The sequence below is a fragment of the Microbacterium marinum genome (assembly GCF_014204835.1).
GTDB classification, from domain to species: Bacteria; Actinomycetota; Actinomycetes; order Actinomycetales; family Microbacteriaceae; genus Microbacterium; species Microbacterium marinum.
Window position 1 is genome coordinate 2,481,472 of record NZ_JACHMD010000001.1, and the last position, 25,938, is coordinate 2,507,409.

Below are 25,938 nucleotides of genomic sequence, written 5' to 3' on the forward strand. Positions count from 1 at the left end.
GCGGGCCGGAGTGCGGCCCGCCGGTGACGCGTCAGACCGCCCGGCCTGTCCCAGCGTCCTTCGAGCTCGCCTTCAGCTGAGCGGCGATGAGCTCGGTGTCGGTCGTCGGGGCAACGGGGTGATGGACGCCGCCGCCGGGCTCCTTCGGCGATCGGCGGAGGCGCTTCTCGACGCGGTTGGCGACAAGTGAAAGCAGCAGGCAGAGCGCGATGTAGATGACGGCGACGATGATGGTCGCCGGCACGATCGGCGATCCGTACGTCGACTGCGACCCGATGAACCGCGCGTAGAACAGGAGCTCCTCGTACGTGATGATGTAGCCGAGGGCCGTGTCCTTCAGCGTGACGACGAGCTGAGCGATGATGACGGGCATCATGGCGCGGATCGCCTGGGGAAGAAGGACGAGCCGCATGACGCCGCTCTTGCGCAGCCCGATGGCGTACCCAGCTTCCTTCTGCCCGCGCGGGAGAGACTCGACGCCGGCGCGGATGACCTCCGCGAGGACCGAGCCGTTGTACGCGATGAGCGCCACCACGACCGCCCAGTACGGTTCCACACGGACGCCGACCACCGGCATCCCGTAATAGAGCAGGAACATCAGGACGAGGACCGGGATTGCTCGGAGAACCTCGATGACGGCGGTGAAGGGGGCACGCACCCACGCATGATCGGAAAGACGTCCGATTGCCAGGACGAAGCCCAGCACCAGCGCTCCCACCGCCGCGGCGGCGAAGGCGCGGAGCGTGTTCAATGCGGCTTCACCGACGCTGATCCACACGTTGGTGAACGTGAAGGCGTACCACTTCTCGGCGGTGAACTGGCCGGTGGCGATGAGCCGCCACACGAAGAATCCGATGACGGCGGCGACCGCGATGACGGTCACGACGCCGATGATCCGGTTACGCGCGATCGCGCGAGGTCCCGGAACGTCATAAAGAACGCTGGTCATCGTGCCACCTTCCATCGCAGCTCGAGTCGCCGCTGCACCCAAGAGAGGACGAGCACGAGGGCGATGAAGATCACCATCACCCAGAGGATCACGAGCATCTGACTCTCACCGCGCTCGCTGAGGTAGGCGCGGATGGAGCCGAGGTTGACCACCGAGAAACCCGCGGCGACGGTCGTGTTCTTGAGGAGGGCGATGAAGACGCTCATCATCGGCGGGATGACCGAGCGGAATGCCTGAGGCATGACGACGAGGCTCATGACCTGGCCGAATGTGAGGCCCAGAGCGCGGGCAGCCTCGGCCTGCCCGACCGGGACCGTGTTGATCCCTGACCGGATCGTCTCGGCGACATAGGTGGCCGTGTAGATCCCGAGGGCCGCGATCCCGAGGTGCAGCGGATTGAAGCGCGCATCCAAGAGCGGCGGCAGTGCGAACGCGAACCCGAAGAAGACGAGCGTGAGGGGCGTGTTGCGGATCGTGTTGACGTACAGCGTGCCGACCGCGCGAGCGATCGGCACCGGCGACACGCGCATGGCGCCCACGATGATGCCGAGCACGAGGGCGACCAGCCCACCCCCCGCGAAGAGGATGAGCGTGCCGACCAGGGCCTCACCCCAGAGGTCGAGGTTGTCTGTGATGACGCCCATCGGCGTTCCTTCCAGTCAGATCGGTCGGAGATCGGGGGCGACCGCGAGGCCGCCCCCGAGTCCGTCAGTCCTCGACGGCGGGCTGGGTGCCCTCGATGCCGGCGGGAGCGAGGTGCTCCTCGAACAGCGCCGTCCAGACGTCGCCACCGTCGGTGAAGAGGGTGTCGATGTGGTCCTTCAGCGCGCTGTCGCCCTTCGGGAGACCGACGCCGTACTTCTCCTCGCTGAAGGGCTCGCCCGCGATCTTGAGCTCATCGGGGCGCTGGGCCACGTAGCCCGCGAGGATCGCCTCGTCGGTCGTGATCGCGTCGACCTGACCCTGGAGGAGCTGGTCGATGCACTGAGAGTAGGTGTCGTACTCGCGGGTGTCGCCGGGGTTGTACTCGTCGCGGATACGCTGCAGCGGCGTCGAACCGGTGACCGAGCACACCACCTTGCCCGCGAGGTCGTCGGGACCGGCGATGTCCTCGTTGTCCGCAGCCACCAGCAGTCCCTGTCCGGTGATGAAGTAGGGTCCCGCGAAGTCGATCTGGGTCTTGCGCTCGTCGGTGATGGAGTAGGTGCCGACGTAGTAGTCGATGTCACCGTTGACGATCGCCTGCTCGCGGTTCGCCGAGGGGATCGTCTTGTATTCGATGTCTCCCTCTTCGAACCCGAGGGATGCCGCGATCCAACGTGCGATGTCGACGTCGAAACCGGTGCGCTCACCGGAAGCGGCGTCCTCGTAACCGAGGCCGGGCTGGTCGTTCTTCACGCCGACGACCACGCCATCGCGCTCGGTCATGTCGTCGAAGGTGGGGCTGCCCTCGAGGGAGACGTCGCTCGCGACCTCCCAGAGCGCGTCACCGTCTTCGCCGTCGCCGCCGGGGTTGGCGGGGCTCCCGCTGTTGCAGCCCGCGAGCGCAAGCGCTGCGATCGCGATACCGGCGAACGTGCCGGCCACTCGTGTCATACGCATGTGATCCTCCTGGTGTCGTATCTGTCTTCGTTCGCCGCGCCGGTGCAGGCGCGGACATCTCAGTGAGTGATGAGCTTGGAGAGGAAGTCCTTGGCCCGGTCGCTCTTCGGGTTGGTGAAGAACTCGCCGGGAGCGGCCTGCTCGACGATCTGCCCGTCGGCCATGAACACCACGCGATCGGCGGCCTTCCGAGCGAAGCCCATCTCGTGGGTGACGACGATCATCGTCATGCCCTCCTGGGCGAGACCGACCATGACATCGAGCACCTCGTTGATCATCTCGGGGTCGAGCGCCGACGTCGGCTCGTCGAAGAGCATGACCTTCGGCTTCATCGCCAGCGCGCGGGCGATGGCGACGCGCTGCTGCTGACCGCCGGAGAGCTGGGCGGGCAGCTTCGAGGCCTGGTGCCCGACCCCGACGCGGTCGAGCAGCTCGCCCGCGAGCTTCTCGGCATCCGCCTTCTTCATGCCCTTGACCTTGATCGGACCCAGCGTGACGTTCTCGAGGATCGTCAGGTGGGAGAACAGGTTGAACGACTGGAAGACCATGCCGACGTCCGCGCGCAAGTCGGCCAGCGCCTTGCCCTCCTTGGGCAGCTCCGCGCCGTCGATCGTGATCGATCCGCTGGTGATCGTCTCGAGACGGTTGATCGTGCGGCACAGCGTCGACTTGCCCGAGCCGGACGGACCGACGACCACGACCACCTCGCCGCGGTTGACCGTGAGATCGATGTCCGTGAGCGCCTGGAAGTCGCCGTAATGCTTCTGCACGTTCGAGACGACGACGAGCGGCTCGCCGCGACGGACATCGATGTTCGAGGTACGCGGCGCAGGATCGGCAGCAGGAGTGGTCATAAAGTGCAACCCTATTAGCCCGACGGCGTGCACACCGTGCTCTCGACGCGGGGTTTACAGTTCCGTAATCAAGCAGCCGGGCGTGTCGTTCACGCTCGCGCGCGCTGCGCGAACGCCGACTCGTACAGGCAGACGCTGGCCGCCGTCGCGAGGTTCAACGACTCCGCGAGCCCGAAGATGGGGAGCTTCAGCGAGAGGTCGACGAGGGCGAGCGCCTCGGGATCGAGCCCGCGTGCCTCATTGCCGAAGACCCAGGCGGTCGGTTCGGCGAGAGTGTCACGGTGGGCGAGGAAGTCTTCTCCCCCGACATCGGCCGCCACGATACGGAGTCCGGTGCCGCGCGCGCGCTCGATCGTCTCCGCCAGATCGGCGCCGACGGCGACGGGCAGGTGAAAGAGCGATCCGGTCGTCGCGCGGACGACCTTGGGGTTGAACGGGTCCACCGTGCGACCGGTGAGGACGACGGCGTCGGCGCCGACGGCATCCGCTGCCCGGATGATGGTCCCGAGGTTTCCGGGGTCCCGCACCTCTTCGCAGATGACGATCAGCTGAGGCGAGTCGCTGAAGACGTCACGGACCGAGGTCGGCGTCTGACGTGCGACCGCGATGATCCCCTGCGGCGTCACCGTGTCCGCCATCGCATCGATCACGGGCTCGCTCGCGAAGGCGACCTCTACCCCGGACTCAGCGGCGATCTCGCGGAGGTCGTGGTGCTTCTCCCACGCCGTGGGCGTCGCGTAGAGCTCGATCAGGGTGTCGGGCCGGTACGACAGGGCCTCGCGGGCGGCCTGAGGTCCCTCGAGCAGATACAGCCCGGTCTCCTGACGCGCCGTGCGCTTGGTCAGCTTCGCGACAGCGCGAACACGCGGGGATCGGGGGTTCTCGAGCACCCCTCCAGTCTAGGGGCGACCCTCCGTCCCGACGCAGTGCCGCGCGACCTCGCCGAGCAAGACGAAAGGGCGCCCTCAGAGAGGACGCCCTTTCGGGATGCCGTGGTGGTGTCAGGCCTTGGGGGCGTTGACGTCAGCGGGCAGCGCAGCCTTGGCGGTCGCGACGAGCGACGCGAAGACGGCCGGCTCGTTGACCGCGAGCTCGGCGAGCATGCGGCGGTCGACCTGGACGCCGGCGAGACCGAGGCCCTGGATGAAGCGGTTGTACGTGACACCGTTCTGACGGGCCGCAGCGTTGATCCGCTGGATCCACAGGCGACGGAAGTCGCCCTTGCGCTTACGACGGTCCCGGTATGCGTAGACCAGCGAGTGGGTGACCTGCTCCTTGGCCTTGCGGTACAGGCGCGAACGCTGACCGCGGTAACCGGAGGCGCGCTCGAGGATGACGCGACGCTTCTTGTGGGCGTTGACGGCCCGCTTGACTCTAGCCATTTCTTCTACTTCCTAATTCAGTGCGCGTCGGCGCTCAGAGGCCGAGGAGCTTCTTGGCGACCTTGGCGTCGCCCTTGGCGAGGACCTGCTCCTGGTCGAGGCGGCGGGTGCGACGGGTCGACTTGCCTTCGAGGTTGTGACGGAGGTTGGCCTGCTGCTTCATGAGCTTGCCGCTTCCGGTGACCTTGAAGCGCTTCTTGGCACCCGAGTGGGTCTTCTGCTTCGGCATATCTCTTCCTTCGTTGTGTGTCCCGCTGGGCGGGAGTCTGGGGCGCTACTCCGCCGAGGCGGGAGCGGGGGTCTCGTCGGCCTGACCATTGCGCGCATCGCGTGCGGCCTGCTTCGTCGCCGCGCGAACGGCGTTCTGCTCGGTCTTGACCTCGGACTTGTTCTTGTGCGGCGCCACGACCATCACCATGTTGCGACCGTCGATCGTGGGGTTGGACTCGACGGTGCCGAACTCGGCGACATCCTCGGCGAACTTGCGGAGCAGGCGCACGCCCTGCTCGGGACGCGACTGCTCGCGACCGCGGAAGAGGATCATCGCCTTGACCTTGTCGCCCGCCTGGAGGAAGCCCTCTGCGCGCTTGAGCTTGGTCGTGTAGTCGTGAGCCTCGATCTTCAGACGGAACCGGACCTCCTTGAGGACGGTGTTCGCCTGATTGCGCCGCGCTTCCTTTGCCTTCTGCGCAGCCTCGTACTTGAACTTGCCGTAATCCATGATCTTGACCACGGGCGGCTTCGAGTTCGGGGCCACCTCGACGAGATCGAGGTCGGCCTCCTGGGCCAGGCGCAGTGCCACCTCGATGCGGACGACGCCGACCTGCTCACCCGCGGGGCCGACGAGGCGGACCTCGGGGACGCGGATGCGGTCATTGGTGCGGGGATCGCTGATGCGGAACTCCTTCGTGCGGTTGGGGACCTCCGGAGGCACAAGGATTGTGCCGCCGGGCGGAAGATCGTCACGTCCACCCCGCACGATGCACGGGCATCGGCATATCAAGTGATCTGCACCCTGGACAACCTCGCGGACGAGGCGGAGTGCGTGACCCGGTAGCCTGGAACGGCAAGCGCGGGTGGGATGTGATCCTCTTTCGACACGGAGTGCATACACTCCGGTGCCCGCAGAAGTCTAGCAGAGAGCAGCACGTGAGCACTATTCCGGCCGACCACAGCGACCACGACCCCGAACGCCTCGCTCGGTGGGAGGAGCAGGAGCGGGTCTCCCAGGCAGCGACCCGCGACATCGCGGACGTGCCGGCCGTCGAGGTCATCACGACGACCTCCGTTCACCTCATGAGCGCCGCCGCGGTGAAGCTCGGCCTCGCGGATGATCCCGACGAGCAGAAGGATCTCGACGAGGCGCGCAAGCTCATCAACGCCCTCGCGGGGCTGATCACCGCCGCCGCACCCGAGGTGAGCGACATGCACGCCCGATCGCTGCGTGACGGCCTCCGCACCCTCCAGCTCGCGTTCCGTGAAGCGTCCACCATTCCCGACCCGATCGGCAAGGGACCGGGTGAGAAGTGGACCGGACCCGTCAACTGACGGGTCGCGTGCTCACGCGCGCAGAAGTTTGACCGTCAGCGAGTCCACGAGGACCGCGACGCGATCGTCTGCCGCCCACCGCGAAGCGAGCCGCTGCAGGATCGCATCCAGCGCGCCCTGATCGAGCCCGTCGACGAGGTGGAGGCGCACCACCAGCTCGGGGCCTCGAAGCCTCGAACGCGGATCCCCGGGCGCGACGGAGAGATCGATGACGCCCAGCTCCGCTCCGATGGACTCCTGAAGCCCCGCGAACACGTCCGGTGAGACGTGCGGCGCTTCCCACGGCCGGTTCTGCCCGATCGCCCAGACCGCGGGCCGGCGAATGACGAATTCGGTGTCGCTGCCCGGATCGATCACGATCAGCTCGGTGTCGTCCGCAGCCGCCGACAGCGCGGTGCGCACACCGTCCGCCGGCACGGGACGAGCCGCGGCATCCCATCGGCGCATCGTGTCGACCGATGAGAACACCGGCAGCACACGACGCCCGTCCGGCGCCGCGACGGTGACGATCGACAGCTCCTGCGTCTTGTCGACCGTCAGCCCGGTGGGGCCGACGCCCTCGTCGCCCTTCTCGGCGACCAGAGGGATGAGCAGGCGCGCGGTGCGGTATGCGTCGACGACGGATGCCGCATCACCCTCCCCCGCGTGGAAGGCAACGAGCGCGGCGTGCAGGGCGGGGTCGGCGCTGCCGTCGTCCCCGCTGTGCGGGTTCGCTTGGAAGCTGCGCCCCTCCCAGGGGACCCCGGCGGAATCCCCCGCGGCGTGCGGATCAGTGTCCGGCGACATCCAGCGCCTCGGCGAGGGTGAAGGCCCCCGCGTACAGAGCCTTGCCGACGATGGCTCCCTCGACCCCGAGCGGGACCAGTTCGCGGAGGGCGGCGATGTCGTCGAGGCTCGAGATTCCACCGGAGGCGACAACCGGCTTGTCCGTGCGTGTGGCGACCTCGCGCAGGAGCTCGATGTTGGGGCCCTGAAGGGTGCCGTCCTTGGTGACGTCGGTCAGGACGTAGCGGCTGCAGCCCGCATCCTCGAGCCGGTCCAGAACCTGCCAGAGGTCGCCGCCGTCGCGCGTCCACCCGCGGGCGGCGAGAGTCGTTCCACGGACGTCGAGGCCGACGGCGATCGCCTCGCCGTAGCGCCCGATGACGTCGGCTGCCCATTCGGGGTTCTCGAGCGCGGCCGTCCCGAGGTTGATGCGCGCGGCGCCGCTGTCCAGGGCGGCTTCGAGGGTGGCGTCATCCCGGATGCCGCCGGAGAGCTCGACCTGGACGCCACGCATCTGCTTGATGACCTTGCGCAGGAGGGGCGCGTTGGATCCGCGGCCGAAGGCGGCGTCAAGATCGACGAGGTGGATCCAGTCCGCACCCTGCCCCGCCCACTCGAGGGCGGCGTCGACCGGGTCGCCGTAGCTCGTCTCGGTGCCGGCCTCGCCCTGCGTCAGTCGCACGGCCTTACCGGCGGCGACGTCCACGGCGGGAAGGAGGATCAGTTCGGGCGAGGATGCGAAATCGTTCATGGCTCCGGGAGGGACGGGGTGCGCGCCGGGCGCGCGCACAGGGGGAAACACTACTAGGCGGCGGGCAGCGACCCGATCCAGTTGCCGAGCAGCCGGATGCCGGCAGCACCCGATTTCTCCGGGTGGAACTGCGTGGCCGAGAGGGGTCCGTTCTCGACGGCGGCGAGGAACGGCGCGCCATAGTCGCACCACGTGAGGACCGGCTCGCGGAACGGCTTCATCACGTCCAGGCTCCACTCCTGCGCGCCGTACGAGTGGACGAAGTAGAACCTCTCGTCCTCCAGCCCTGCGAACAGGGTGGAGTCTGCCCCTGGCCGAACCGTGTTCCACCCCATGTGCGGGAGCACGGGCGCGGCGAGCTCGGTGACCGAACCCGGCCACTCCCCGAGCCCTTCGGTGTCGACGCCGCGCTCGACGCCGAGTTCGAACATGACCTGCATGCCGACGCAGATGCCGAGCACCGGCATCCCTCCCGCAAGACGTCGTTCGATCAGTTCATCGCCCCGACTCTCGCGCAAGGCTGCCATGACTGCCGAGAAGGCGCCCACGCCCGGGACGAGGAGCCCTGCGGCGTCGGCGATGAGCCCGCGGTCACGGGTCAAGCGGGCGTCGGCACCCGCCTCGATCAGCGCTTTGACGGCGGAGTGGACGTTGCCCGAGCCGTAGTCGAGGACGGCGACGAGCGGACGATCGGCGGCGCCGTCGGTCACAGGGCTCCCTTGGTGCTGGGGATGCCGCTGACCAGCGGATCGATGGCCTTGGCCTGCCGGAAAGCGCGCGCGAACGCCTTGTACTCCGCTTCTGCGATGTGGTGCGGGTCTCGCCCCGAGACGACGTTCACGTGCACGGTGATGCCGGCGTGGAACGCGATCGCCTCGAAGGTGTGGCGGACGAGGGCACCCGTGAAGTGCCCGCCGATGAGGTGGAATTCGTATCCCGCGGGCTCGCCGGTGTGCACGAGGTAGGGCCGGCCACTGATGTCGACGACGGCCTGCGCGAGCGCCTCGTCCAGCGGCACCAGTGCGTCACCGTAGCGGGAGATCCCGGCCTTGTCGCCGAGCGCCTGCCGGATCGCCTGCCCGAGGACGATCGCCGTGTCCTCCACGGTGTGGTGGGCGTCGATGTGGGTGTCCCCGGTCGCAGTGACGGTGAGGTCGGTCAGCGAATGCTTCGCGAAGGCGGTGAGCAGGTGATCGAAGAACGGCACCGAGGTCTCGATCCGGCTGACGCCGGAACCGTCGAGGTTCAGCTCGAGGTCGATGGTCGACTCGCTGGTCGCGCGGCGAACCGAGGCCGTGCGGGCTGCGGGGGTGCTCATGCCCCGATTCTACCGAGCCGTACCGCGGCACTCTCACGTGTGACGCGGAACCGCCGAGGCGATCACAGCGACGCAAGGGCCTCCAGGAACGCGGTCGATTCCTCAGCGCTGCCTGCGGTCACGCGCAGCGTGTGCGGGAGACCGACGTCGCGGATGAGGATGCCGCGGTCGTACAGCCCCTGCCACGTGGCTTTCGGGTCGTCGACGCCACCGAACAGGACGAAGTTGGACCAGCTCTCGTAGGGGGTGTACCCCAGGGCAGAGAGCGTTGCAGAGATCCGGTCGCGCTGCGACACGATGTCGTCGACCATCGACAGCATCGTCGGCGCGTGCCGGAGTGCGGCGGTCGCCGCGGCCTGCGTGAGTGCGCTCAGGTGGTAGGGCAGTCTGACCAGCCGCAACGCGTCGATCAGGGCCGGATCCGCCGCGAGATAACCCACGCGCGCGCCGGCGAAGGCGAACGCCTTGCTCATCGTTCGCGAGACGACGAGCCGCTCCCGACCCTGCAGCAGCGTCAGCGCGGAGGATTCCTCCCGCGGGGCGAACTCCCAGTACGCCTCGTCGACGATCACGATGCCCCGCGAGACCTCGTAGACCGCCTCGATGACGTCCAATCCCATCGGGGTGCCGGTGGGATTGTTCGGTGCGCACAGGAAGACGACATCGGGCTGCACCTCGGCGACCTGCGCAGCGGCGTCCGCCGCCGAGAGAGAGAAGTCCGGCCCTCGCGTCCCGCTGACGTACTGCGCGCCCGTCGCGCCCGTCAGCAGCGGGTACATCGAGTACGTGGGTCCGAAGCCGAACGCGGTGCGGCCCGGGCCTCCGAACGCCTGGAGGATGTGCTGGAGCACTTCGTTCGATCCGTTCGCCGCCCAGATCTGGTCGGGCTGGAGTCCGTGACCCAGGTAGTCGGCGAATCCCTCGCGAAGGGCGGTGAACTCACGGTCGGGGTAGCGGTTGATGTCCTGCAGCGCTTGGGCGATGCCGTCGAGGATGTCGTCCGCGACTTCCTCGGGAACGGGGTGGGTGTTCTCGTTGACGTTCAGAGCAACCGGCAGCGGCGCCTGGGGCGCACCGTAGGGTGTCTTGCCTCGCAGATCGTCACGAAGGGGTAGGTCGTCCAGACTCGCACTCACCACGCCATCGTACGGCGCGGAGGGTGACTCATTTCCCGGATGCTGAGCCGGCGTACTCCGTCGGAATGGCCAGCGACTGTCCCGCATCGAGCACCGCCGACGACAGCGCGTTGAGGCTCATGAGCCCGTCGACGACGTCACGCGGGTCGTGACCCGGTGCGATGTCTTCAGCGATCGACCACAGGGAGTCGCCGGGCAGGACCGTCACGGTCTCGAACGAACCGGCCGGAGCACCGGCCTCGCCGCTCGCGAGGGCGCCTCCGCCCGACAGGATCGCTGCAGCGAGCGCGGTCACGACGGGCACCGAAGCGAGGAGAGCGACGACACGGCGGCCGCGAGCCGTGATCCGCAACCGCGTCGAGACGACGGGGGCGATCGGACGGACAGCGTCGGTGATGGTCAGCGTGCTCATGATTCCTCCTCGGGGACGACCCGGTCAGGTGAGATCTTCGCCCTCGCCCATCGGCCGGGACGGGCGAGGTGCGAAGTTCTCTTCCGAATCTATCTTCGATATTCGTAGACTGTCAAGCGACCCGATCTCGGAGATCCATCGAAGACGACACGCGGTCGACTACGAAGAGAACCTCTCGACACCGGATACGGTTTCGATGACGACAGCCCACCACCGACCTCCGACATTCGAAGGCGCGTGCACCCCGCACCGCGGGAAGGACCGGGAAACCGGGACGGGAGAGGAACACATGAGCGAGAAGCCGCAGACCCGCAGGCGCAAGAACCTCAGCGACAAGCAGCTCGCCATTCTGGAGGTCATCCAGCGCTCGATCGCCACGCACGGCTATCCGCCGAGCATGCGCGAGATCGGCGACGCGGTCGGCTTGAAGTCCCTCTCCAGCGTCACCCACCAGCTCGGGCAGCTCGAACTCAGCGGGTATCTCCGTCGCGACCCCGGCAAGACACGCGCGATGGAGGTGCTCATCGACCTGCCCGGGACGGCCGGAGAGAACCCCGCCGACTCGGTGCCCGCCGTCGGTGATGCCGCGATGGTCCCGCTGGTGGGGCGGATCGCCGCCGGTGTGCCGATCACCGCCGAGCAGCAGGTGGAGGAGATCTTCCCCCTTCCGCGGCAGCTCGTCGGCAAGGGCGAGCTGTTCATGCTGAAGGTCTCGGGAGACTCGATGATCGACGCGGCGATCTGCGACGGCGACTGGGTCGTCGTCCGCTCGCAGGCCACCGCCGACAACGGTGAGATCGTCGCGGCGATGCTCGACGGCGAGGCCACCGTGAAGACCTTCCGCCAGCGCGACGGCCACACCTGGCTCCTCCCCCGCAACTCCGCCTTCGAACCGATCCTCGGTGACGAGGCGGTCGTCCTCGGTAAGGTCGTCGCCGTCCTGCGAGCGGTCTGACACCTCTACGGTCGACACGTGACTCACGCGCACGCCGCGTAGCGTGAGAGTCATGACGACGATCGCTCCCTACGGATCCTGGCTGTCACCGCTCTCCGCCGCAGATGCCTCCGCGGCATCCGCTCGATTCGACGGTGCGCGCTTCGTCGGGGACGAGGTGTGGTGGGGCGAATCCCTGCCGACAGAAGGTGGTCGTTCGTCCGTCCGCAGGCGCACCGCGTCCGGCGCCATCGAGGATCTGCTCCCCGATCCCTGGAATGCGCGCTCGCGTGCCCACGAGTACGGCGGCGGCTCCTGGACGGCGACGGCCGAGGGTCGGCTCTTCTTCGTGGAGAAGACCGATCAGCGCGTCTGGAGTCTGCTTCCGGGCGGCGACCCGGTCCCGCTGACCGAGGCCGACGACGCGATCCGGCACGGCGGCCTCCGCTGGCAGGCCGGCACGCTCCTGGCTGTCCGTGAGGTCCACGGCGGGAGCCATGTGCCGCGACGTTCGATCATCGCCATCGCCACCGACGGCAGCCAGACGGTGACGGAGCTCGTGTCGGGCAGCGACTTCCTCGCGCAGCCCGCGCTCAGCCCCGATGGCCGCACGCTGGCGTGGGTCGCGTGGAACCATCCGGACATGCCCTGGGACCGCACCGAGGTGCGCGTCGCCGCACTGGAGGACGGCCGCGTGCGGGCATCACGGTCGGTCAGCGACGGCGCGACCGCGGCCCTTCAACCCGAGTGGACCGTCGACGGCGGCCTCCTGTTCATCGATGAGCCCACGGGACGGTGGAATCTCTACCGGGCGGATGCCGCATCGTCCACCGTCACGCCACTCGCGCCCGCCGACGCCGACACAGGTGCCGGACTCTGGGTGCTGGGGCTGCGGTGGTACGCGCCTCTGGCAGGGGGCGACGTCGTCGCCGTCCGCACGAATGGTGCCGACGAACTCGTTCGGATCGATGCGGCGGGGACCGTGACCCGGCTCGACCTGCCGGTGCGGGCGCGCGCGGTCATCGAGGACGTCCACGGCGATCGGGTGATCGTCACCGGTTCGGCCCCCGGGGTGACCGGTGTGTGGGTCATCGAACCCGACGGCTCCCACGAGCTCGTGCGCGGCAGCGTGTCCGAGCTCGGCGAGACCTGGACCCCCGCCGTGCGTGAGCTCACGGTCGACGGCGCTCACGGGCCCGTCCACGCCTTCGACCACGCTCCGACCAGCCCCACCCACGCAGCGCCCGAGGGAGAACTGCCGCCGTACGTCATCTTCGTGCACGGCGGTCCGACGTCTCACGTCGGGGGTGTGGCCGACAGCAAGACTGTCTACTTCACGAGTCGCGGGATCGGCGTGCTCGAGGTCAACTACGGAGGCTCCACGGGCTACGGCCGCGCCTACCGTGAGCGGCTCCGTGGACAGTGGGGCATCGTCGACGTGGACGACGTTGCCGCAGCCGCGACAGGCCTCGTCGAGGAGGGCCGCGCCGACGCTGCGCGGATCGCGATCGAAGGCGGCTCCGCCGGTGGGTGGACGGTGCTGGCCGCGCTCGTCGGCACCGAGGTGTTCGGCGCCGGCATCTCGCGCTACGGCGTCGGGGATGCCCGGACACTGGCGACCGACACCCACGACTTCGAAGCCCGCTACCTCGATGGACTCATCGGCCCGCTCCCGGAAGCCGAGGCGCTCTACCTGGAGCGATCGCCGCTCGGGCGCACCGAGGGCTTCCGGGTGCCTGTCCTCCTCCTCCAGGGCGATGAAGACGCGGTCGTCCCGCCCACGCAGGCGGAGGCGATCAGGGACGCGCTCCGCTCACGCGGAATCCCCCATGCCTACGTCCTCTATGAAGGCGAGGGGCACGGGTTCCGGAAGGCGGAGACGATCGTCCACTCCCTCGAGTCCGAACTGGCCTTCCTCGGTCAGGTCTTCGGGTTCGAGACGCCAGGGGTGCCACCGGTCGAACTGGACTGATCGTCCGGCGGCGGACTCACACGGCGTACGGAGCCAGTTCCGCCGCCAGGCGCTCCGAGACGTGCGCGTGGACGGCCGTGCCGCCCTCCTCGTGCGTCGTCGACACGATCAGCCCGGACTCGTGGACAGCGTTGACCAGATCGCCGCGGTCGTACGGGACCAGAGCCCGCACCTCGACGGCGGGCAGCGGCAGCGCCTCCTCGATCGCGGCGCGGAGCTCGGCGATCCCCTCGCCCGTCCTGGACGACACGAAGTGCGCGTGCGGTTCGAGCCCGCGCAGCACGAGGCGCGAATCGGGGTCGACGAGGTCGGCCTTGTTGAAAACGACGATCTCGTTCGTCGACCGCGCTCCGACGTCACCCATCACGTCTCGGACGGTCGCGAGCTGCGCGGCCGGGTCGGGGTGCGACCCGTCGACGACGTGGACGATGACGTCGGCCCCGCCGACCTCCTCCAGCGTCGAGCGGAACGCCTCCACCAGCTGATGCGGGAGGTTTCGGACGAATCCCACCGTGTCGGTCAGGGTGAACACGCGCCCGTCCGCCGCTTCCGCGCGGCGCACCGTCGCGTCGAGGGTCGCGAACAGCGCGTTCTCCACGAGCACGCCGGCGCTCGTCAGGCGGTTCAGGAGACTGGACTTGCCGGCGTTCGTGTAGCCGGCGATCGCCACGGACGGGATCGTGTTGCGCTTGCGCTCGGCACGCTTGGCGTCGCGTGCGGGGGCGAAGTCGCGAATCTGACGCCGGAGCATCGCCATCCGCGTGCGGATGCGACGACGATCGAGCTCGATCTTCGTCTCACCTGGTCCGCGCGAGCCCATACCGGCCCCGCCCGCGCCGACCTGTCCACCGGCCTGGCGGCTCATCGAGTCACCCCATCCGCGCAGACGCGGGAGGAGGTACTCGAGCTGGGCGAGCTCGACCTGCGCCTTGCCCTCTCGGCTTTTCGCGTGCTGGCTGAAGATGTCGAGGATCACCGTCGTGCGGTCGATCACCTTCACCTTGACCACGTCCTCGAGCGCGCGTCGCTGGCTGGGAGCGAGCTCGGTGTCGGCGATGACCGTGTCGGCACCGACCGCCGCGACGAGATCGCGCAGCTCCGCTGCCTTGCCGCGTCCGATGTACGTCGCGGGGTCGGGGTGGGGTCGCCGCTGGAGAACACCGTCGAGCACCACCGCACCGGCCGTCTCACTCAGGGCGGCGAGCTCGCGGAGCGAGTTCTCGGCATCCTCGTGGGACCCCTGCGGATAGACGCCGATGAGGACGACGTTCTCGAGCCGCAGCTGGCGGTACTCGACCTCGGTGACGTCCTCGAGCTCGGTCGACAGACCCGGCACGCGACGAAGCGCCGCGCGCTCCTCACGGTCCCACTGGTCGCCGTCGGTGTCGCTGTAGGAGACCGTCGTCGCGTCCTGCAGCGCCTGAGCGGAACCGCCGGAGCCGAAGACGCTCACACCCGACCGAGCCTCTGCGCGCGCGAGCACGCGATCCACCGCGTCGAGGGACTCGCCCGGCGTCGTCGCCGTGGCATCCGTCGTCGCCCGATCGTCCGCAGTGGAGGGGGTGGTGGTGTCCGTCATGTGATCCTTTCGAGGCCGTGCGGCCATCCGTGAACTCTAGCTTCCCGCGGGCGGAGCCGCCTCCGCTACGCTCGTCGCATGGGGAGCGACCACTACTTCAGCGCGTCCCCCGCCAGCCCCGAGAACCTCCGTCGCATCCGTGTGTCCCTCGCCGGACGCGACGTCGAGGTGACGACCGCCGGCGGGGTCTTCAGTCCCGAGCACGTCGACGGCGGGACGGCCGTCCTGCTGGCGAACACTCCCCCGCCCCCACCCGGAGGCCATCTGCTCGACCTCGGGTGCGGCTGGGGCCCGATCGCCCTGTCGCTCGCACTCGAATCCCCCCACGCCACCGTGTGGGCGGTCGACGTGAACGAACGCGCACTCGACCTGGTCCGACGGAACGCCGCCGAGCTGGGCGCCACCAATGTCAACGCCGTCCTGCCGCAGGATGTTCCCGACGACATCGCGTTCCGGACCATCCGCTCCAACCCGCCGATCCGCGTGGGCAAGGATGTGCTGCACGGACTCCTCGACACGTGGATCCCCCGCCTCGCCGAGCGGAGTGACGCCTGGCTCGTCGTGCAGCGCAACCTCGGATCCGACTCGCTGCAGCGCTGGCTCGCGGCATCCCTCGACCGGAGCTACTCCGTGAGCCGGGCGGCAACGGGGCGCGGGTTCCGCGTGCTCAAAGTCCGTCGCCACGGCACCCCGCCGACGGGAGCGATCGACCTGCCCGCCTCAGGCGAGGGAGATCTCGCCTGAGAAGACGAGCGTCGCGGGACCCGAGAGCAGAACGCGCTCGCCCGCATCCGTCCTGACGACACGGACGCCCAGGCGTCCGCCCGGGACGTCGACGTTCCAGCGGTCCGGCGCACCGGCTCCGGCCCAGTGTCGAACGGCCAGGGCGGATGCCGCCACACCCGTGCCGCACGACAGCGTCTCGCCGACGCCGCGTTCGAAGACGCGCATCCGGATGGTTCCGACGCCGTCCTCGACGAGCGGTTCGGCGGGGACGACGAACTCGACGTTCGCTCCCGCGGCCGGTGCGGGATCGAGCACAGGCTGCACCGTCAGATCGAGTCCCGTCAGTTCGTCCACGCTCGAGAGCGCGACCACGACGTGCGGGTTGCCGACGTCGACGCCGAGCCCGGGGCGTGCCACCGCTAGTCCGCGACCGCGGACCAGGATCTCCTGTTCCTCGGGACGCCACAGGCCCAGGTCGACTTCGAAGCCGTTGTCGGACAGCGTGACCGCCTTGGTGCCCGCGCGGGTTCCGATCCGAAGGGTCTCCCCCGCGCCGAGGGTCGCGAGTCCAGCGCTCAGGAGGTACTTGACGAAGACGCGGACACCGTTGCCGCACATCTCCGCCGCGGAGCCGTCCGCATTGCGGTAGTCCATGAACCACTCCGCGTCAGGAGTCGACGTCCCCTCGTCGATGGCGGTGGAGCGCACGACGCGCAGCAGTCCGTCGGCGCCGATCCCGAAGCGGCGATCGGTGAGCGCCGCGATCTGGTCGGCGGACAGCGTCATCGTCCCGTCGGGGTCGGCAACGATCACGAAGTCGTTGCCGGTTCCGTGACCTTTGGTGAAGGGGATCATCGCCACCCTCTGATTCTAGATTGGTGATCCCAGGGCGGGGATTCTAGGCCGGGGATTCCAAGTCTCGGAGCTGCCCGACGGTCGCGTCCGGCGCCACCCAGTGAAGTCGGGGATAGCGCTTGAACCACGACACCTGGCGGCGGGCATAGCGGCGCGTGAGCGCCTGGGTCTGCGCGATCGCCTCGGCTTCGCTGATCTCGCCGCGCAGCTGTGCGAGCGCCTGGGCGTATCCGATGGCCCGCTGCGCGGTGGTGCCCTGCTCGAGGCCCTGCGAGAGCAGGCCCTCCGCCTCCGCGAAGATGCCCTGTGACCACATCCCCGTCACCCGGTCGTCCAGACGCGTCACCAGCGCTTCGCGCTCGACGTGGACGCCCACAACCGTGGTCTGCGGATGCCAGGACTCCGGCGCGTCGGGAAGGGTGGCGCCGTGCGTGGCAGCACCCTGGAGGACCACTTCGAGCGCACGGACGATGCGACGGCCGTTTCGCGGGTCGACCCTTGCGGCGGTGTCCGGGTCGAGCGCGCGCAACCGCTCCAGCAGCTGCGCCGCACCCTCTCGATCGAGTTCGGCCTCGAGTTCCGCCCGGAGGCTGTGATCGCGCGGCGGGAACCGGAAGTCGAACAGCACACTCGAGACGTAGAGCCCCGAGCCGCCGACGAGCACGGCATCCTTGCCCCGGTCGAACACCTCTCTGATGGCCTGCCGGGCATCACGCTGGTAGGCCGCGACGGCGGCATCCTGGGAGACCTCGAGGACATCGAACAGATGGTGCGGGATGCCGCGTCTGTCCGCGACCGGCAGCTTCGCCGTGCCGATGTCCATGCCGCGGTAGAGCTGCATGGCGTCGGCGTTGACGATCTCGGCGTCGATCGCCTCCGCGAGCCGGAGCGAGAGGGCGGTCTTCCCCGTCCCGGTCGCGCCGACCAGCGCCCACAGGCGCGGCGCGGTCACCGCCTCACTGGCCGACGCGGAGCGTCGGCAGGCCGAGCGAGACAGCGCGCGGCGCACCGTCCGCCGCAGCCGGGACGCCGCACGAATCGGCCTGAGCGCGATCCCAGGCGTCGCCGGCGCGCGTCCGGCGGATGCGCAGCGGCGCGCCGTCGGAGCTGTCGGCAAGCAGATGGAACGGGGCGGCGTGGGTGACGACGACCGTCACGACATCGCCAGGCCTCGGGAACGGCGATCCCTCCGGGAGCTCGAAGTGGACCAGTCGGTTGTCCTCGGCGCGGCCGGTGAGACGGTGCGTCGCGGCATCCTTCTTTCCCTCCCCTGTCGACACCAGCACGTCGATCTCGCGACCGAGCTGCTTCTGGTTCTCTTCGAGGGAGATCCGCTCCTGCAGGGCGACGAGTCGCTCGTAGCGACGCTGGACGACGTCCTTCGGCACCTGGTCGGGCATCGTCGCCGCCGGCGTGCCCTCGCGGATCGAGTACTGGAAGGTGAAGGCACTCGCGAATCGGGCCTGCTCGACGACCCGCAGCGTGTCCTCGAAGTCCTCTTCGGTCTCGCCGGGGAAGCCGACGATGATGTCGGTCGAGATCGCTGCGTCTGGCATCTTGGCGCGGACGCGGTCGAGGATGCCGAGGAAGCGGTCGCTCCGGTAGGACCGGCGCATCGCTTTGAGGATGCGGTCCGATCCGGACTGGAGCGGCATGTGCAGCTGCGGCATGACGGCGGGCGTCTCGGCCATCGCGTCGATGACGTCGTCGGTGAAGGCCGCCGGGTGAGGGCTCGTGAAGCGGATGCGCTCCAGACCGGGGATCTCCCCCGCCGCGCGGAGGAGCTTGCCGAATGCCTGGCGGTCGCCGAATTCAACGCCGTAGCTGTTGACGTTCTGGCCGAGCAGGGTGACCTCGATCGCGCCATCGTCGACGAGGAGCTTGATCTCGCTCAGGATGTCACCGGGTCGGCGATCTTTCTCCTTGCCGCGGAGGCTCGGGACGATGCAGAACGTGCACGTGTTGTTGCAGCCCACCGAGATCGAGACCCATCCACTGTGTGCGGAGTCGCGCTTGGTGGGGAGCGTGGAGGGGAACACCTCGAGCGCGTCGAGGATTTCGAGTTCGGCTTCGCCGTTGTGACGGGCGCGTTCGAGCATGCCCGGCAGCGACCCCATGTTGTGGGTGCCGAAGACCACGTCCACCCAGGGAGCCTTCTGCTGAACCGCGTCCTTGTCCATTTGCGCGAGACATCCGCCGACGGCGATCTGCATGCCCTCGTGCTTGTCCTTGCGACTCTTCAGATGGCCGAGCGTGCCGTACAGCTTGCCGGAGGCGTTGTCGCGCACAGCGCACGTGTTGATGACGACGACATCCGCCTCGTCGCCCACCTCGGCGCGCACGTATCCGGCTGACTCGAGGGAGCCGGAGAGGCGCTCGGAGTCGTGCACGTTCATCTGGCATCCGAAGGTGCGTACTTCGTAGGTGCGCGCGCGACCGTCCACGGTGACGGCGGCGGTAGACGGCGCGATGAGAGTGGGGGCAGCGGACGGGCTGGTCATGATCTGGCCATTCTACGAGCCGTCGCCATGACGACCGATCGGATCATTCGAACCTGACGCCGTGTCGGGGACGCGTGTTCTCTTCGAGCGCCTGCCGGGCGGCCGACAGTGCCGCGCCTCCGAAGCCTCGACGCGCGAGCTGACCGGCGAGGCGACGAAGCGCCACGTCTCGATCGAGGTCGGCCATCCCCGCAGCTTTCCCTCGGGCGAACTCGAGAGCGCGTTCCCACTCGTCGTCGGGGAGCTGGTCGAGTGCGGCGTCGATCACCTCGCGCGGAATCCCCCGCTGTGCGAGCGTCTGGCCGATCGCCTGCCGGCCCTGGGCCTTCCGCGACGTCGCCTTGTCGACGAGTTGCTCCGCGAGCGCCGCGTCGTCGAGATAGCCCCGATCGAGGAAGCGGCTGACGATCTCGTCGACGGCTCCCGCGTCGAGCTCGTATGCGCTCACAGCCGCGCGCGCTTCCTTGACCGAGAGCGACCGGGTGCGCAGCTTCCTCAGGAGACTCCGCTCCGCATCGTCGGCGAGGTCACTCGAGTCCTCGTCGTCGTCCGCAGACGCGGGCTCGGGAGGACGGCGCCGCCCGAACACCGGGTGACTCGCCGATCGCGGAGCACCGCCACGACTCGGATCGTCGATCCACGTCGCGTGCCACGGCGTCGCTGCGTCACCGCGCGCCGCTTCGGCTCGCACGGGCGGGTCCGACCGCTCCTGCGCGGCGACCCGACCGCCGAACAAGGGGATGACGGGGGCGAGCGATTCCTGCTCGCCCCCGTTCTCCACCGTCATGGTCAGGCCGGGCGGCGCGCGGCGAGCTCGTCGCTCGCCGGTGCGTCCTCGGTCTGACGGGGCTGGCCGATGCCCATCTTCTGCTTGATCTTCGTCTCGATCTCCGCCGCGACATCGGTGTTCTTGAGCAGGAAGTTGCGGGAGTTCTCCTTGCCCTGCCCGAGCTGCTCGCCCTCGTACGTGTACCAGGCACCCGACTTCTTGACGATGCCGTGCTCGACACCGAAGTCGATCAGGCTGCCCTCGCGGGAGATGCCGACGCCGTAGAGGATGTCGAACTCCGCCTGCTTGAAGGGGGGCGCCATCTTGTTCTTGACGACCTTGACGCGCGTGCGGTTGCCGACTGCCTCGGTACCGTCCTTCAGCGTCTCGATGCGACGGATGTCGAGACGGACCGACGCGTAGAACTTCAGCGCCTTACCACCGGCCGTGGTCTCGGGCGATCCGAAGAACACACCGATCTTCTCGCGCAGCTGGTTGATGAAGATCGCCGTCGTCTTGGTCTGGCTGAGGCCACCGGTGATCTTTCGGAGCGCCTGCGACATGAGGCGGGCCTGCAGACCGACGTGGGAATCGCCCATCTCGCCCTTGATCTCCGCCTCGGGCACGAGGGCCGCCACGGAGTCGATGACGACCAGGTCGATGGCGCCGGAACGGATCAGCATGTCGGCGATCTCGAGCGCCTGCTCACCGGTGTCGGGCTGCGACACGAGAAGCTGGTCGATGTCGACGCCGAGCTTCTGCGCGTAGTCGGGGTCGAGCGCGTGCTCCGCGTCGACGAAGGCGGCGATGCCGCCGGCGCGCTGCACATTGGCGATCGCGTGCAGGGTGAGCGTCGTCTTACCCGAGGACTCCGGGCCGTAGATCTCGACGACGCGGCCGCGCGGGAGGCCGCCGATACCGAGCGCGACATCGAGCGCGATCGAGCCGGTGGGGATGACCTCGACGGGAGCACGCTCGTCGCTCCCCAGTCGCATGATCGAGCCCTTGCCGAACTGGCGGTCGATCTGGGCGAGGGCCGATTCCAGGGCCTTCTCGCGGTCGGCGGGTGATGGCATGTCATGCTCCTTCGTGCTCGAGGTCCGTCGCCCGTAGGCTGTCGCGCTCGTCACCGATGGATCGGATGCTGCGACAGGGCGTGGGTGTCATCTGACGTCCTTCACGCTACGAGGGGCCTCCGACATCGCTGCCGCTCGACCCGCTCGCCGTGGACGACGTTCGTCCGACTCCCGTTGTGCAGAAGCCTACGCGCGTATCGAACAGATCTTCGAGCGCGACACGCCGGTCAGCGACGCGGCTCGAGGCGACCTGCGCCGTGACGGCGCGCGATCGGGACGTCCGTCTCCACGCACAGCGCCTGCCAGACCTCGCGTGGCGGGACTCCGGCCGCGAGGGCCTGTCGCGCGGTCCGACCGCCGACAGCCGTCAGGACGAGGTCGTCGACGAGCGCAGCCCCCGTCGCACCGAACTCATCGGCGACGGCGCGCTCGAACTCGCTGTGCCGCATGCGGGCGTCAGCGGAGCGAAAGCTCAGGCGTGACGATGTCGTCGCCCAGCGACGCGAGGTCGTCCGGCACGACGTCCGTGATCGGGTGGAGACCCTCGAGGACGGAGATGCGGTCACCGACTTCGCGCATGATCCGCGAGATCGGCACATCGAGCGCCTCGGCGACGGCGGCGAGGATCTCGCTGGATGCTTCCTTCTGGCCGCGCTCGACCTCGCTCAGGTAGCCCAGGGCGACGCTGGCCTTGCCGGACACCTGACGGAGCGTGTGCCCTTTCTGCAGACGGAAGTCGCGCAGCACATCACCGATCTCTTGACGAACCAGGATCATGCGGGGGCCTCCTTCTGCTGTCCATCCGATGCACCCTTCGGGGGGAACAACGGTACAACACCTTGGCTGTCACCCTAGACCCCGCGTGCTGGGGAATGGATGGGAATCACCGAGACGTAACGACGTCGAAACGAGACGTATTCCCGGGGTCAAAGAGCCTCGATCGCGAGGGCGATGGCCCGCGCAGCGGCCTCGGTGCGGATCTGCTCCCGGTCGCCGTCGAGCTCCAGCGATTCGACCCGCGAACCGAGCGGCGTCGACACCGCGATGTGGACGGTCCCCACGGGCTGACCGTCGGACGAGAGCGGACCCGCGACACCGGTCGTGGCGATCCCCACATCAGCGGCATCCTCGTCGCCGACGGCGCGACGGATGCCCTCCGCCATCTGCCTCGCGACCCGCGGGTGAACCGGGCCGTGCGCCTCCAGCAGAGTCGCGTCTACCGACAGCAGACGCGCCTTCAGGTCGGTCGCGTAGGCCACGATCCCCCCACGGAAGACGACCGACGCCCCCGGTACCGCGACGATGGATGCCGCGACGAGCCCGCCCGTGAGCGACTCCGCGACGCCGAGGCTCCACCCGAGCTCCTTCAGCCGGCTGACCAGGCGTTCGGCCTCCGATCTAGGGCCCACCGAGACAAGGGTCTCCTCGAGGTCGTCGGGGAGTTCGCTCGGCGTGCGCCGCCTCATGCCCGCGCCGCCCGGCGCCTGCCGCGGATCTCGGTGACGACGTAGTCGAGCCCGCTTGCGACGGTGAGGATGACCGCGATCGACATGACGACCGCGTTCACGACGTGGATGCCGTCGCCCACCACCTCCCAGAGCGGGAGCAGGGCGAGGGAGAGCGCAACGCCCTGCGCGACGGTCTTGAGCTTGCCCATCCACGCGGCCGCCACGACATGGTCGGAGGCGACGATCAGGCGATGGACGGTGATGCCGACCTCACGCACGAGGACGAGGATCGTGATCCACCAGGGCAGCTCGGCCAGGATCGACAGGCCGACGAAGGCGGCTCCCGTCAGCACCTTGTCGGCGATCGGATCGAGGAGCTTGCCGAGGTCCGACACGATGTCGTACCTGCGCGCGAGGTACCCGTCGATCCCGTCCGTGGCGATCGCGACGATGAACAGCACCGCCGCCGCCCAGCGCAGTCCGCCGTCGGCGCCTGCATCGGCCAGCAGCATCCAGACGAACACCGGAGCGCACAGGATGCGCACGATGGTGATGGCGTTGGGGAGTTGCCTCGGGATCGTCACGATCGAAGCCTATCGAGGTCAGTCGCGGCCGGTGAGGCCCCAGGCGTCCTCGTCGCCACCCTCGGCCTCGACGACCTCGTAGCCGTCGAACTGTGCGGTGACGGCGTCGGGCCCGTACGGGTCGGCGGGGACGGGGGGCGGCCCTGGTACGGCGGCAGGGACGTCGTCCTCAGGCGGGTCCTCTCCGCGGAGGCGGGCGAGGACGGCGGGGAGCTCGTCCGGCGTCACGAGGACGTCGCGGGCCTTGGATCCTTCCGAAGGCCCGACGATCTCGCGCGCCTCCAGCAGATCCATGAGTCGTCCTGCTTTCGCGAACCCGACGCGGAGCTTTCGCTGCAGCATCGAGGTGGACCCGAACTGCGTGGAGATGATCTGCTCCGCGGCCGCGAGGAGCAGTTCGAGATCGTCACCGATATCGGCGTCGATCTCCTTCTTCTCGACGATGGCCTCGACGTCCTTGCGGTACTCGGGACGCGCCTGGTTCTTGACGTGGGCGACGACCTTCTCGATCTCCTTCTCGGCCACCCAGGCCCCCTGCACGCGGAGCGCCTTCGATGCGCCCATCGGCAGGAAGAGCCCGTCACCCTGACCGATGAGCCGGTCCGCGCCGGGCTGGTCGAGGATGACGCGGCTGTCGGTGACGCTCGTGACCGCGAAGGCGAGACGGGAGGGGACGTTCGCCTTGATCAGACCCGTGACGACGTCGACGGAGGGTCGCTGCGTGGCGAGGACGAGGTGGATGCCGGAAGCGCGGGCGAGCTGCGTGATGCGGACGATCGAGTCCTCGACATCACGCGGCGCGACCATCATCAGGTCGGCGAGCTCGTCGACGACCACCAGGAGGTAGGGGTACGGCTTGAGGACGCGCTCGCTCCCCGCCGGCAGCTGAAGCTCGCCGGCGACGACGGCCTTGTTGAAGTCGTCGATGTGGCGGAATCCGAACGACGCGAGGTCGTCGTACCGCATGTCCATCTCCTTCACGACCCACTGCAGCGCTTCAGCGGCCTTCTTGGGGTTCGTGATGATGGGGGTGATGAGGTGCGGCACGCCGGCGTAGCCGGTGAGCTCGACGCGCTTCGGGTCGATCAGGACCATCCGCACATCGCTCGGCTTCGCGCGCATGAGGAGGCTCGTGATCATAGAGTTCACGAAGCTCGACTTACCGGATCCGGTGGAGCCGGCGACAAGGAGGTGCGGCATCTTCGCGAGGTTCGCGACGACGTATCCGCCGCCGACGTCCTTCCCGATGCCGATCGTCATGGGGTGGGTCGCCTGCTGCGCATTCGGCGAACGCAGGACGTCGCCGAGCGTGACGATCTCGCGATCGGTGTTCGGGATCTCGACGCCGATGGCGCTCTTGCCGGGGATCGGCGCGAGGATGCGCACCTCGTTCGAGGCGACGGCGTACGCGATGTTGTTGGTCAGCGCGGTGATGCGCTCGACCTTCACTCCGGGGCCGAGCGCGATCTCGTACTGGGTGACTGTCGGTCCGCGGGAGAACCCGGTGACCTTCGCATCCACCGAGAACTGCTCGAAGACTCCGGTGATGGCGCGGACCATCGCGTCGTTCGCCTCGGAGCGTGCCTTGTGCGGCGTCCCCGCCGCGAGCGCATCGGATGCCGGGAGGCGGTAGTCCGCAGAGTCCGCACCCTCCGCATCGGAGCCGGCGGGCAGGAAGTCGGGCAGCGGGGGCGGCGGCGGGACCTCGAGCGCACCCGGCTTACGTCCGGGCTTGCGGGCGGGAGCCGGATCGATGATCTCGGTGACCGCATCCGTCGGCACCTCGGGCGAGGTCACCGGGTTGTCGAAGCTGCCATCGCCGCTCGCTTCGAGCAGGGCGGTGAGGTCGTCGGCGCCGAGGCCGCCGTCGGCATCCTCTTCACGACCGGACGTATTGCGACGCCACCAGGGCAGGCTGGGCTCCGCGTCGTCCGAGGGCTCGTCGAACGCGACGGTGGGGGCGGTCTCCGCGCGCGGCTCCGCGCGCTCGGCGCCGAACATCCAGGCGTAGAGGTCGCCGAGGCGCTGGCCGATGCGGTTCGGCGGCGTCTTCGTCAGGATCAGGACGCTCAGAACGGCGAGGAGCCCCAGGACGATGCCGGCTCCGACTTCGGTCAACGCCGTGAGCGGCTCGCCGATGGCCCAGCCGGCGAGCCCGCCGCTGGCGCTCAGCGCGGGCAGACCGGCGCTCGGCTGCGGTCGCTCGCCGAGGACGTGGCAGAAGCCCGCGACGGCCAGGATGAACAACCCGGCACCGATGCCGATGCGTCCGTTGTCATGGACGGAGGGCGGATGCCGGAACAGCCAGCCCGCCAGGATGAGGAGGATCACCGGGAAGACGAAGGCCTCGCGCCCGATGAGCGCCCCCACGGTGTAGGCGCTGATGTTCGTGCCGACGTCCGTGCCGATCAGGAACCACTCGACGACCGCTCCCGCGGCGGCCATCAGGACGAGGAGGAACGGGAAGCCGTCGCGTCGCTGATCCTTCTCGAGGGACTCGGAACCGAAGGCGCGGAACATGCCGCCGACCGCATGCGCGAGGCCCATCCACGCTCGTGCGATCACCGGCGGCCTGTCGACGTCGTCGACGTATCGGCGGGGCGCGGGCGCAGCTTTGCTGCGGGGAGCCGGCTCGGACTTCTTGGCGCGCGACGAAGGGCCCGACGCGGACGCGCGGGACTTGCTGGTCGGACTGCTGCTCCTGGCCATACCTCCACGGTAGGCGCGACGGACGACACTTCCCCGGATTGACGCGGCGGGAGCCGCCAGACGGGCAG

At 68.8% G+C, this 25,938-nt stretch carries 29 protein-coding genes; 4 read left to right on the forward strand and 25 right to left on the reverse strand.

Annotation, left to right across the window (positions count from 1 at the left end):
* Nucleotides 1-31: 31 nt before the first annotated feature.
* The 8 genes from BKA24_RS12190 to infC form a co-directional block, all read right to left on the reverse strand.
* Entirely contained in the window at nt 32-949 is a 918-nt protein-coding gene (locus tag BKA24_RS12190; protein WP_184218538.1) for an amino acid ABC transporter permease, read from the reverse strand.
* Nucleotides 946-1,593, reverse strand: coding sequence for an amino acid ABC transporter permease (locus BKA24_RS12195; protein ID WP_184218540.1), 648 nt, complete (start codon nt 1,591-1,593; stop codon nt 946-948). Before BKA24_RS12195 ends, BKA24_RS12190 begins: the two co-directional genes overlap by 4 nt.
* Nucleotides 1,594-1,657: 64 nt before the next feature.
* Entirely contained in the window at nt 1,658-2,551 is an 894-nt protein-coding gene (locus BKA24_RS12200) for a glutamate ABC transporter substrate-binding protein (protein WP_184218542.1), read from the reverse strand.
* A 59-nt stretch (nt 2,552-2,610) separates the two neighbouring features.
* Nucleotides 2,611-3,405 (reverse strand): amino acid ABC transporter ATP-binding protein, encoded by a 795-nt coding sequence (locus tag BKA24_RS12205; RefSeq protein WP_221417321.1) that lies wholly within the window; start codon nt 3,403-3,405, stop codon nt 2,611-2,613.
* Between the two features lie 89 nt (nt 3,406-3,494).
* Complete coding sequence (locus BKA24_RS12210; protein ID WP_184218544.1) at nt 3,495-4,295, reverse strand: TrmH family RNA methyltransferase; 801 nt, start codon at nt 4,293-4,295, stop codon at nt 3,495-3,497.
* A gap of 111 nt (nt 4,296-4,406) precedes the next feature.
* A complete protein-coding gene (gene rplT, locus BKA24_RS12215; RefSeq protein WP_018187229.1) occupies nt 4,407-4,787 on the reverse strand; it encodes a 50S ribosomal protein L20 in 381 nt (126 codons plus the stop codon).
* Nucleotides 4,788-4,821: 34 nt separating this feature from the next.
* On the reverse strand, nt 4,822-5,016 hold the full coding sequence (gene rpmI, locus BKA24_RS12220; RefSeq protein ID WP_184218546.1) for a 50S ribosomal protein L35: 195 nt from the start codon (nt 5,014-5,016) through the stop codon (nt 4,822-4,824).
* 45 nt (nt 5,017-5,061) lie between these two features.
* Nucleotides 5,062-5,721, reverse strand: a complete 660-nt coding sequence (infC, locus tag BKA24_RS12225; protein WP_343066118.1) for a translation initiation factor IF-3 — start codon at nt 5,719-5,721, stop codon at nt 5,062-5,064.
* A 215-nt stretch (nt 5,722-5,936) separates the two neighbouring features.
* On the opposite strand from infC, the gene BKA24_RS12230 reads away from it, so the two are divergent.
* A complete protein-coding gene (locus BKA24_RS12230; RefSeq protein ID WP_184218548.1) occupies nt 5,937-6,335 on the forward strand; it encodes a DUF1844 domain-containing protein in 399 nt (132 codons plus the stop codon).
* A 12-nt stretch (nt 6,336-6,347) separates the two neighbouring features.
* On the opposite strand, the gene BKA24_RS12235 is transcribed toward BKA24_RS12230, so the two are convergent.
* The 6 genes from BKA24_RS12235 to BKA24_RS12260 form a co-directional block, all read right to left on the reverse strand.
* The gene (locus BKA24_RS12235; protein WP_184218550.1) at nt 6,348-7,121 is read right to left on the reverse strand and encodes an SseB family protein; all 774 of its coding nucleotides are present in this window, start codon (nt 7,119-7,121) and stop codon (nt 6,348-6,350) included.
* Nucleotides 7,105-7,851, reverse strand: coding sequence for a bifunctional 1-(5-phosphoribosyl)-5-((5-phosphoribosylamino)methylideneamino)imidazole-4-carboxamide isomerase/phosphoribosylanthranilate isomerase PriA (priA, locus tag BKA24_RS12240; RefSeq protein WP_184218552.1), 747 nt, complete (start codon nt 7,849-7,851; stop codon nt 7,105-7,107). Before priA ends, BKA24_RS12235 begins: the two co-directional genes overlap by 17 nt.
* A 53-nt stretch (nt 7,852-7,904) precedes the next feature.
* On the reverse strand, nt 7,905-8,561 hold the full coding sequence (gene hisH, locus BKA24_RS12245) for an imidazole glycerol phosphate synthase subunit HisH (protein WP_184218554.1): 657 nt from the start codon (nt 8,559-8,561) through the stop codon (nt 7,905-7,907).
* On the reverse strand, nt 8,558-9,169 hold the full coding sequence (gene hisB / locus BKA24_RS12250; protein ID WP_184218556.1) for an imidazoleglycerol-phosphate dehydratase HisB: 612 nt from the start codon (nt 9,167-9,169) through the stop codon (nt 8,558-8,560). Before hisB ends, hisH begins: the two co-directional genes overlap by 4 nt.
* Nucleotides 9,170-9,231: 62 nt before the next feature.
* The gene (locus BKA24_RS12255; protein ID WP_343066119.1) at nt 9,232-10,305 is read right to left on the reverse strand and encodes a histidinol-phosphate transaminase; all 1,074 of its coding nucleotides are present in this window, start codon (nt 10,303-10,305) and stop codon (nt 9,232-9,234) included.
* A 28-nt stretch (nt 10,306-10,333) separates the two neighbouring features.
* Nucleotides 10,334-10,717, reverse strand: coding sequence for a LysM peptidoglycan-binding domain-containing protein (locus BKA24_RS12260; RefSeq protein WP_184218562.1), 384 nt, complete (start codon nt 10,715-10,717; stop codon nt 10,334-10,336).
* Between the two features lie 289 nt (nt 10,718-11,006).
* Here BKA24_RS12260 and lexA point away from each other — a divergent pair, with 289 nt between their 5' ends.
* Both lexA and BKA24_RS12270 read left to right on the forward strand, forming a co-directional pair.
* Nucleotides 11,007-11,672 carry a transcriptional repressor LexA gene (gene lexA / locus BKA24_RS12265; RefSeq protein ID WP_184218566.1) on the forward strand — a complete coding sequence of 222 codons (666 nt, stop codon included), beginning with the start codon at nt 11,007-11,009 and terminating at the stop codon, nt 11,670-11,672.
* A gap of 52 nt (nt 11,673-11,724) precedes the next feature.
* Nucleotides 11,725-13,623: a prolyl oligopeptidase family serine peptidase gene (locus BKA24_RS12270; protein ID WP_184218569.1), complete on the forward strand. Its 1,899-nt coding sequence runs from the start codon at nt 11,725-11,727 to the stop codon at nt 13,621-13,623.
* Nucleotides 13,624-13,639: 16 nt separating this feature from the next.
* On the opposite strand, the gene hflX is transcribed toward BKA24_RS12270, so the two are convergent.
* Nucleotides 13,640-15,202, reverse strand: coding sequence for a GTPase HflX (gene hflX / locus BKA24_RS12275; protein ID WP_221417322.1), 1,563 nt, complete (start codon nt 15,200-15,202; stop codon nt 13,640-13,642).
* Between the two features lie 78 nt (nt 15,203-15,280).
* Between hflX and BKA24_RS12280 the strand changes: the two genes are divergently transcribed.
* Nucleotides 15,281-15,946 (forward strand): class I SAM-dependent methyltransferase, encoded by a 666-nt coding sequence (locus tag BKA24_RS12280; protein WP_184218572.1) that lies wholly within the window; start codon nt 15,281-15,283, stop codon nt 15,944-15,946.
* Here BKA24_RS12280 and dapF read toward each other — a convergent pair.
* From dapF to BKA24_RS12330, 10 genes are all read right to left on the reverse strand, one after another.
* Entirely contained in the window at nt 15,923-16,789 is an 867-nt protein-coding gene (dapF, locus tag BKA24_RS12285; RefSeq protein ID WP_184218576.1) for a diaminopimelate epimerase, read from the reverse strand. The two genes, BKA24_RS12280 and dapF, sit on opposite strands and share 24 nt — an antisense overlap.
* A gap of 37 nt (nt 16,790-16,826) precedes the next feature.
* Nucleotides 16,827-17,735, reverse strand: a complete 909-nt coding sequence (gene miaA / locus BKA24_RS12290) for a tRNA (adenosine(37)-N6)-dimethylallyltransferase MiaA (RefSeq protein ID WP_184218579.1) — start codon at nt 17,733-17,735, stop codon at nt 16,827-16,829.
* Between the two features lie 4 nt (nt 17,736-17,739).
* Nucleotides 17,740-19,284, reverse strand: a complete 1,545-nt coding sequence (gene miaB / locus BKA24_RS12295; RefSeq protein ID WP_184218582.1) for a tRNA (N6-isopentenyl adenosine(37)-C2)-methylthiotransferase MiaB — start codon at nt 19,282-19,284, stop codon at nt 17,740-17,742.
* A gap of 43 nt (nt 19,285-19,327) precedes the next feature.
* Nucleotides 19,328-20,071 carry a regulatory protein RecX gene (locus BKA24_RS12300; protein ID WP_184218585.1) on the reverse strand — a complete coding sequence of 248 codons (744 nt, stop codon included), beginning with the start codon at nt 20,069-20,071 and terminating at the stop codon, nt 19,328-19,330.
* Nucleotides 20,072-20,073: 2 nt separating this feature from the next.
* The gene (recA, locus tag BKA24_RS12305; protein WP_184218588.1) at nt 20,074-21,129 is read right to left on the reverse strand and encodes a recombinase RecA; all 1,056 of its coding nucleotides are present in this window, start codon (nt 21,127-21,129) and stop codon (nt 20,074-20,076) included.
* A 227-nt stretch (nt 21,130-21,356) separates the two neighbouring features.
* Nucleotides 21,357-21,578 (reverse strand): DUF3046 domain-containing protein, encoded by a 222-nt coding sequence (locus tag BKA24_RS12310; protein ID WP_184218592.1) that lies wholly within the window; start codon nt 21,576-21,578, stop codon nt 21,357-21,359.
* Between the two features lie 7 nt (nt 21,579-21,585).
* Complete coding sequence (locus tag BKA24_RS12315) at nt 21,586-21,906, reverse strand: helix-turn-helix domain-containing protein (protein WP_184218595.1); 321 nt, start codon at nt 21,904-21,906, stop codon at nt 21,586-21,588.
* A gap of 149 nt (nt 21,907-22,055) precedes the next feature.
* The gene (locus BKA24_RS12320) at nt 22,056-22,595 is read right to left on the reverse strand and encodes a CinA family protein (protein WP_184218599.1); all 540 of its coding nucleotides are present in this window, start codon (nt 22,593-22,595) and stop codon (nt 22,056-22,058) included.
* Nucleotides 22,592-23,161: a CDP-diacylglycerol--glycerol-3-phosphate 3-phosphatidyltransferase gene (gene pgsA, locus BKA24_RS12325; protein ID WP_184218602.1), complete on the reverse strand. Its 570-nt coding sequence runs from the start codon at nt 23,159-23,161 to the stop codon at nt 22,592-22,594. Before pgsA ends, BKA24_RS12320 begins: the two co-directional genes overlap by 4 nt.
* An 18-nt stretch (nt 23,162-23,179) precedes the next feature.
* Nucleotides 23,180-25,870 carry an FtsK/SpoIIIE family DNA translocase gene (locus BKA24_RS12330; RefSeq protein WP_184218605.1) on the reverse strand — a complete coding sequence of 897 codons (2,691 nt, stop codon included), beginning with the start codon at nt 25,868-25,870 and terminating at the stop codon, nt 23,180-23,182.
* Nucleotides 25,871-25,938: the final 68 nt, after the last annotated feature.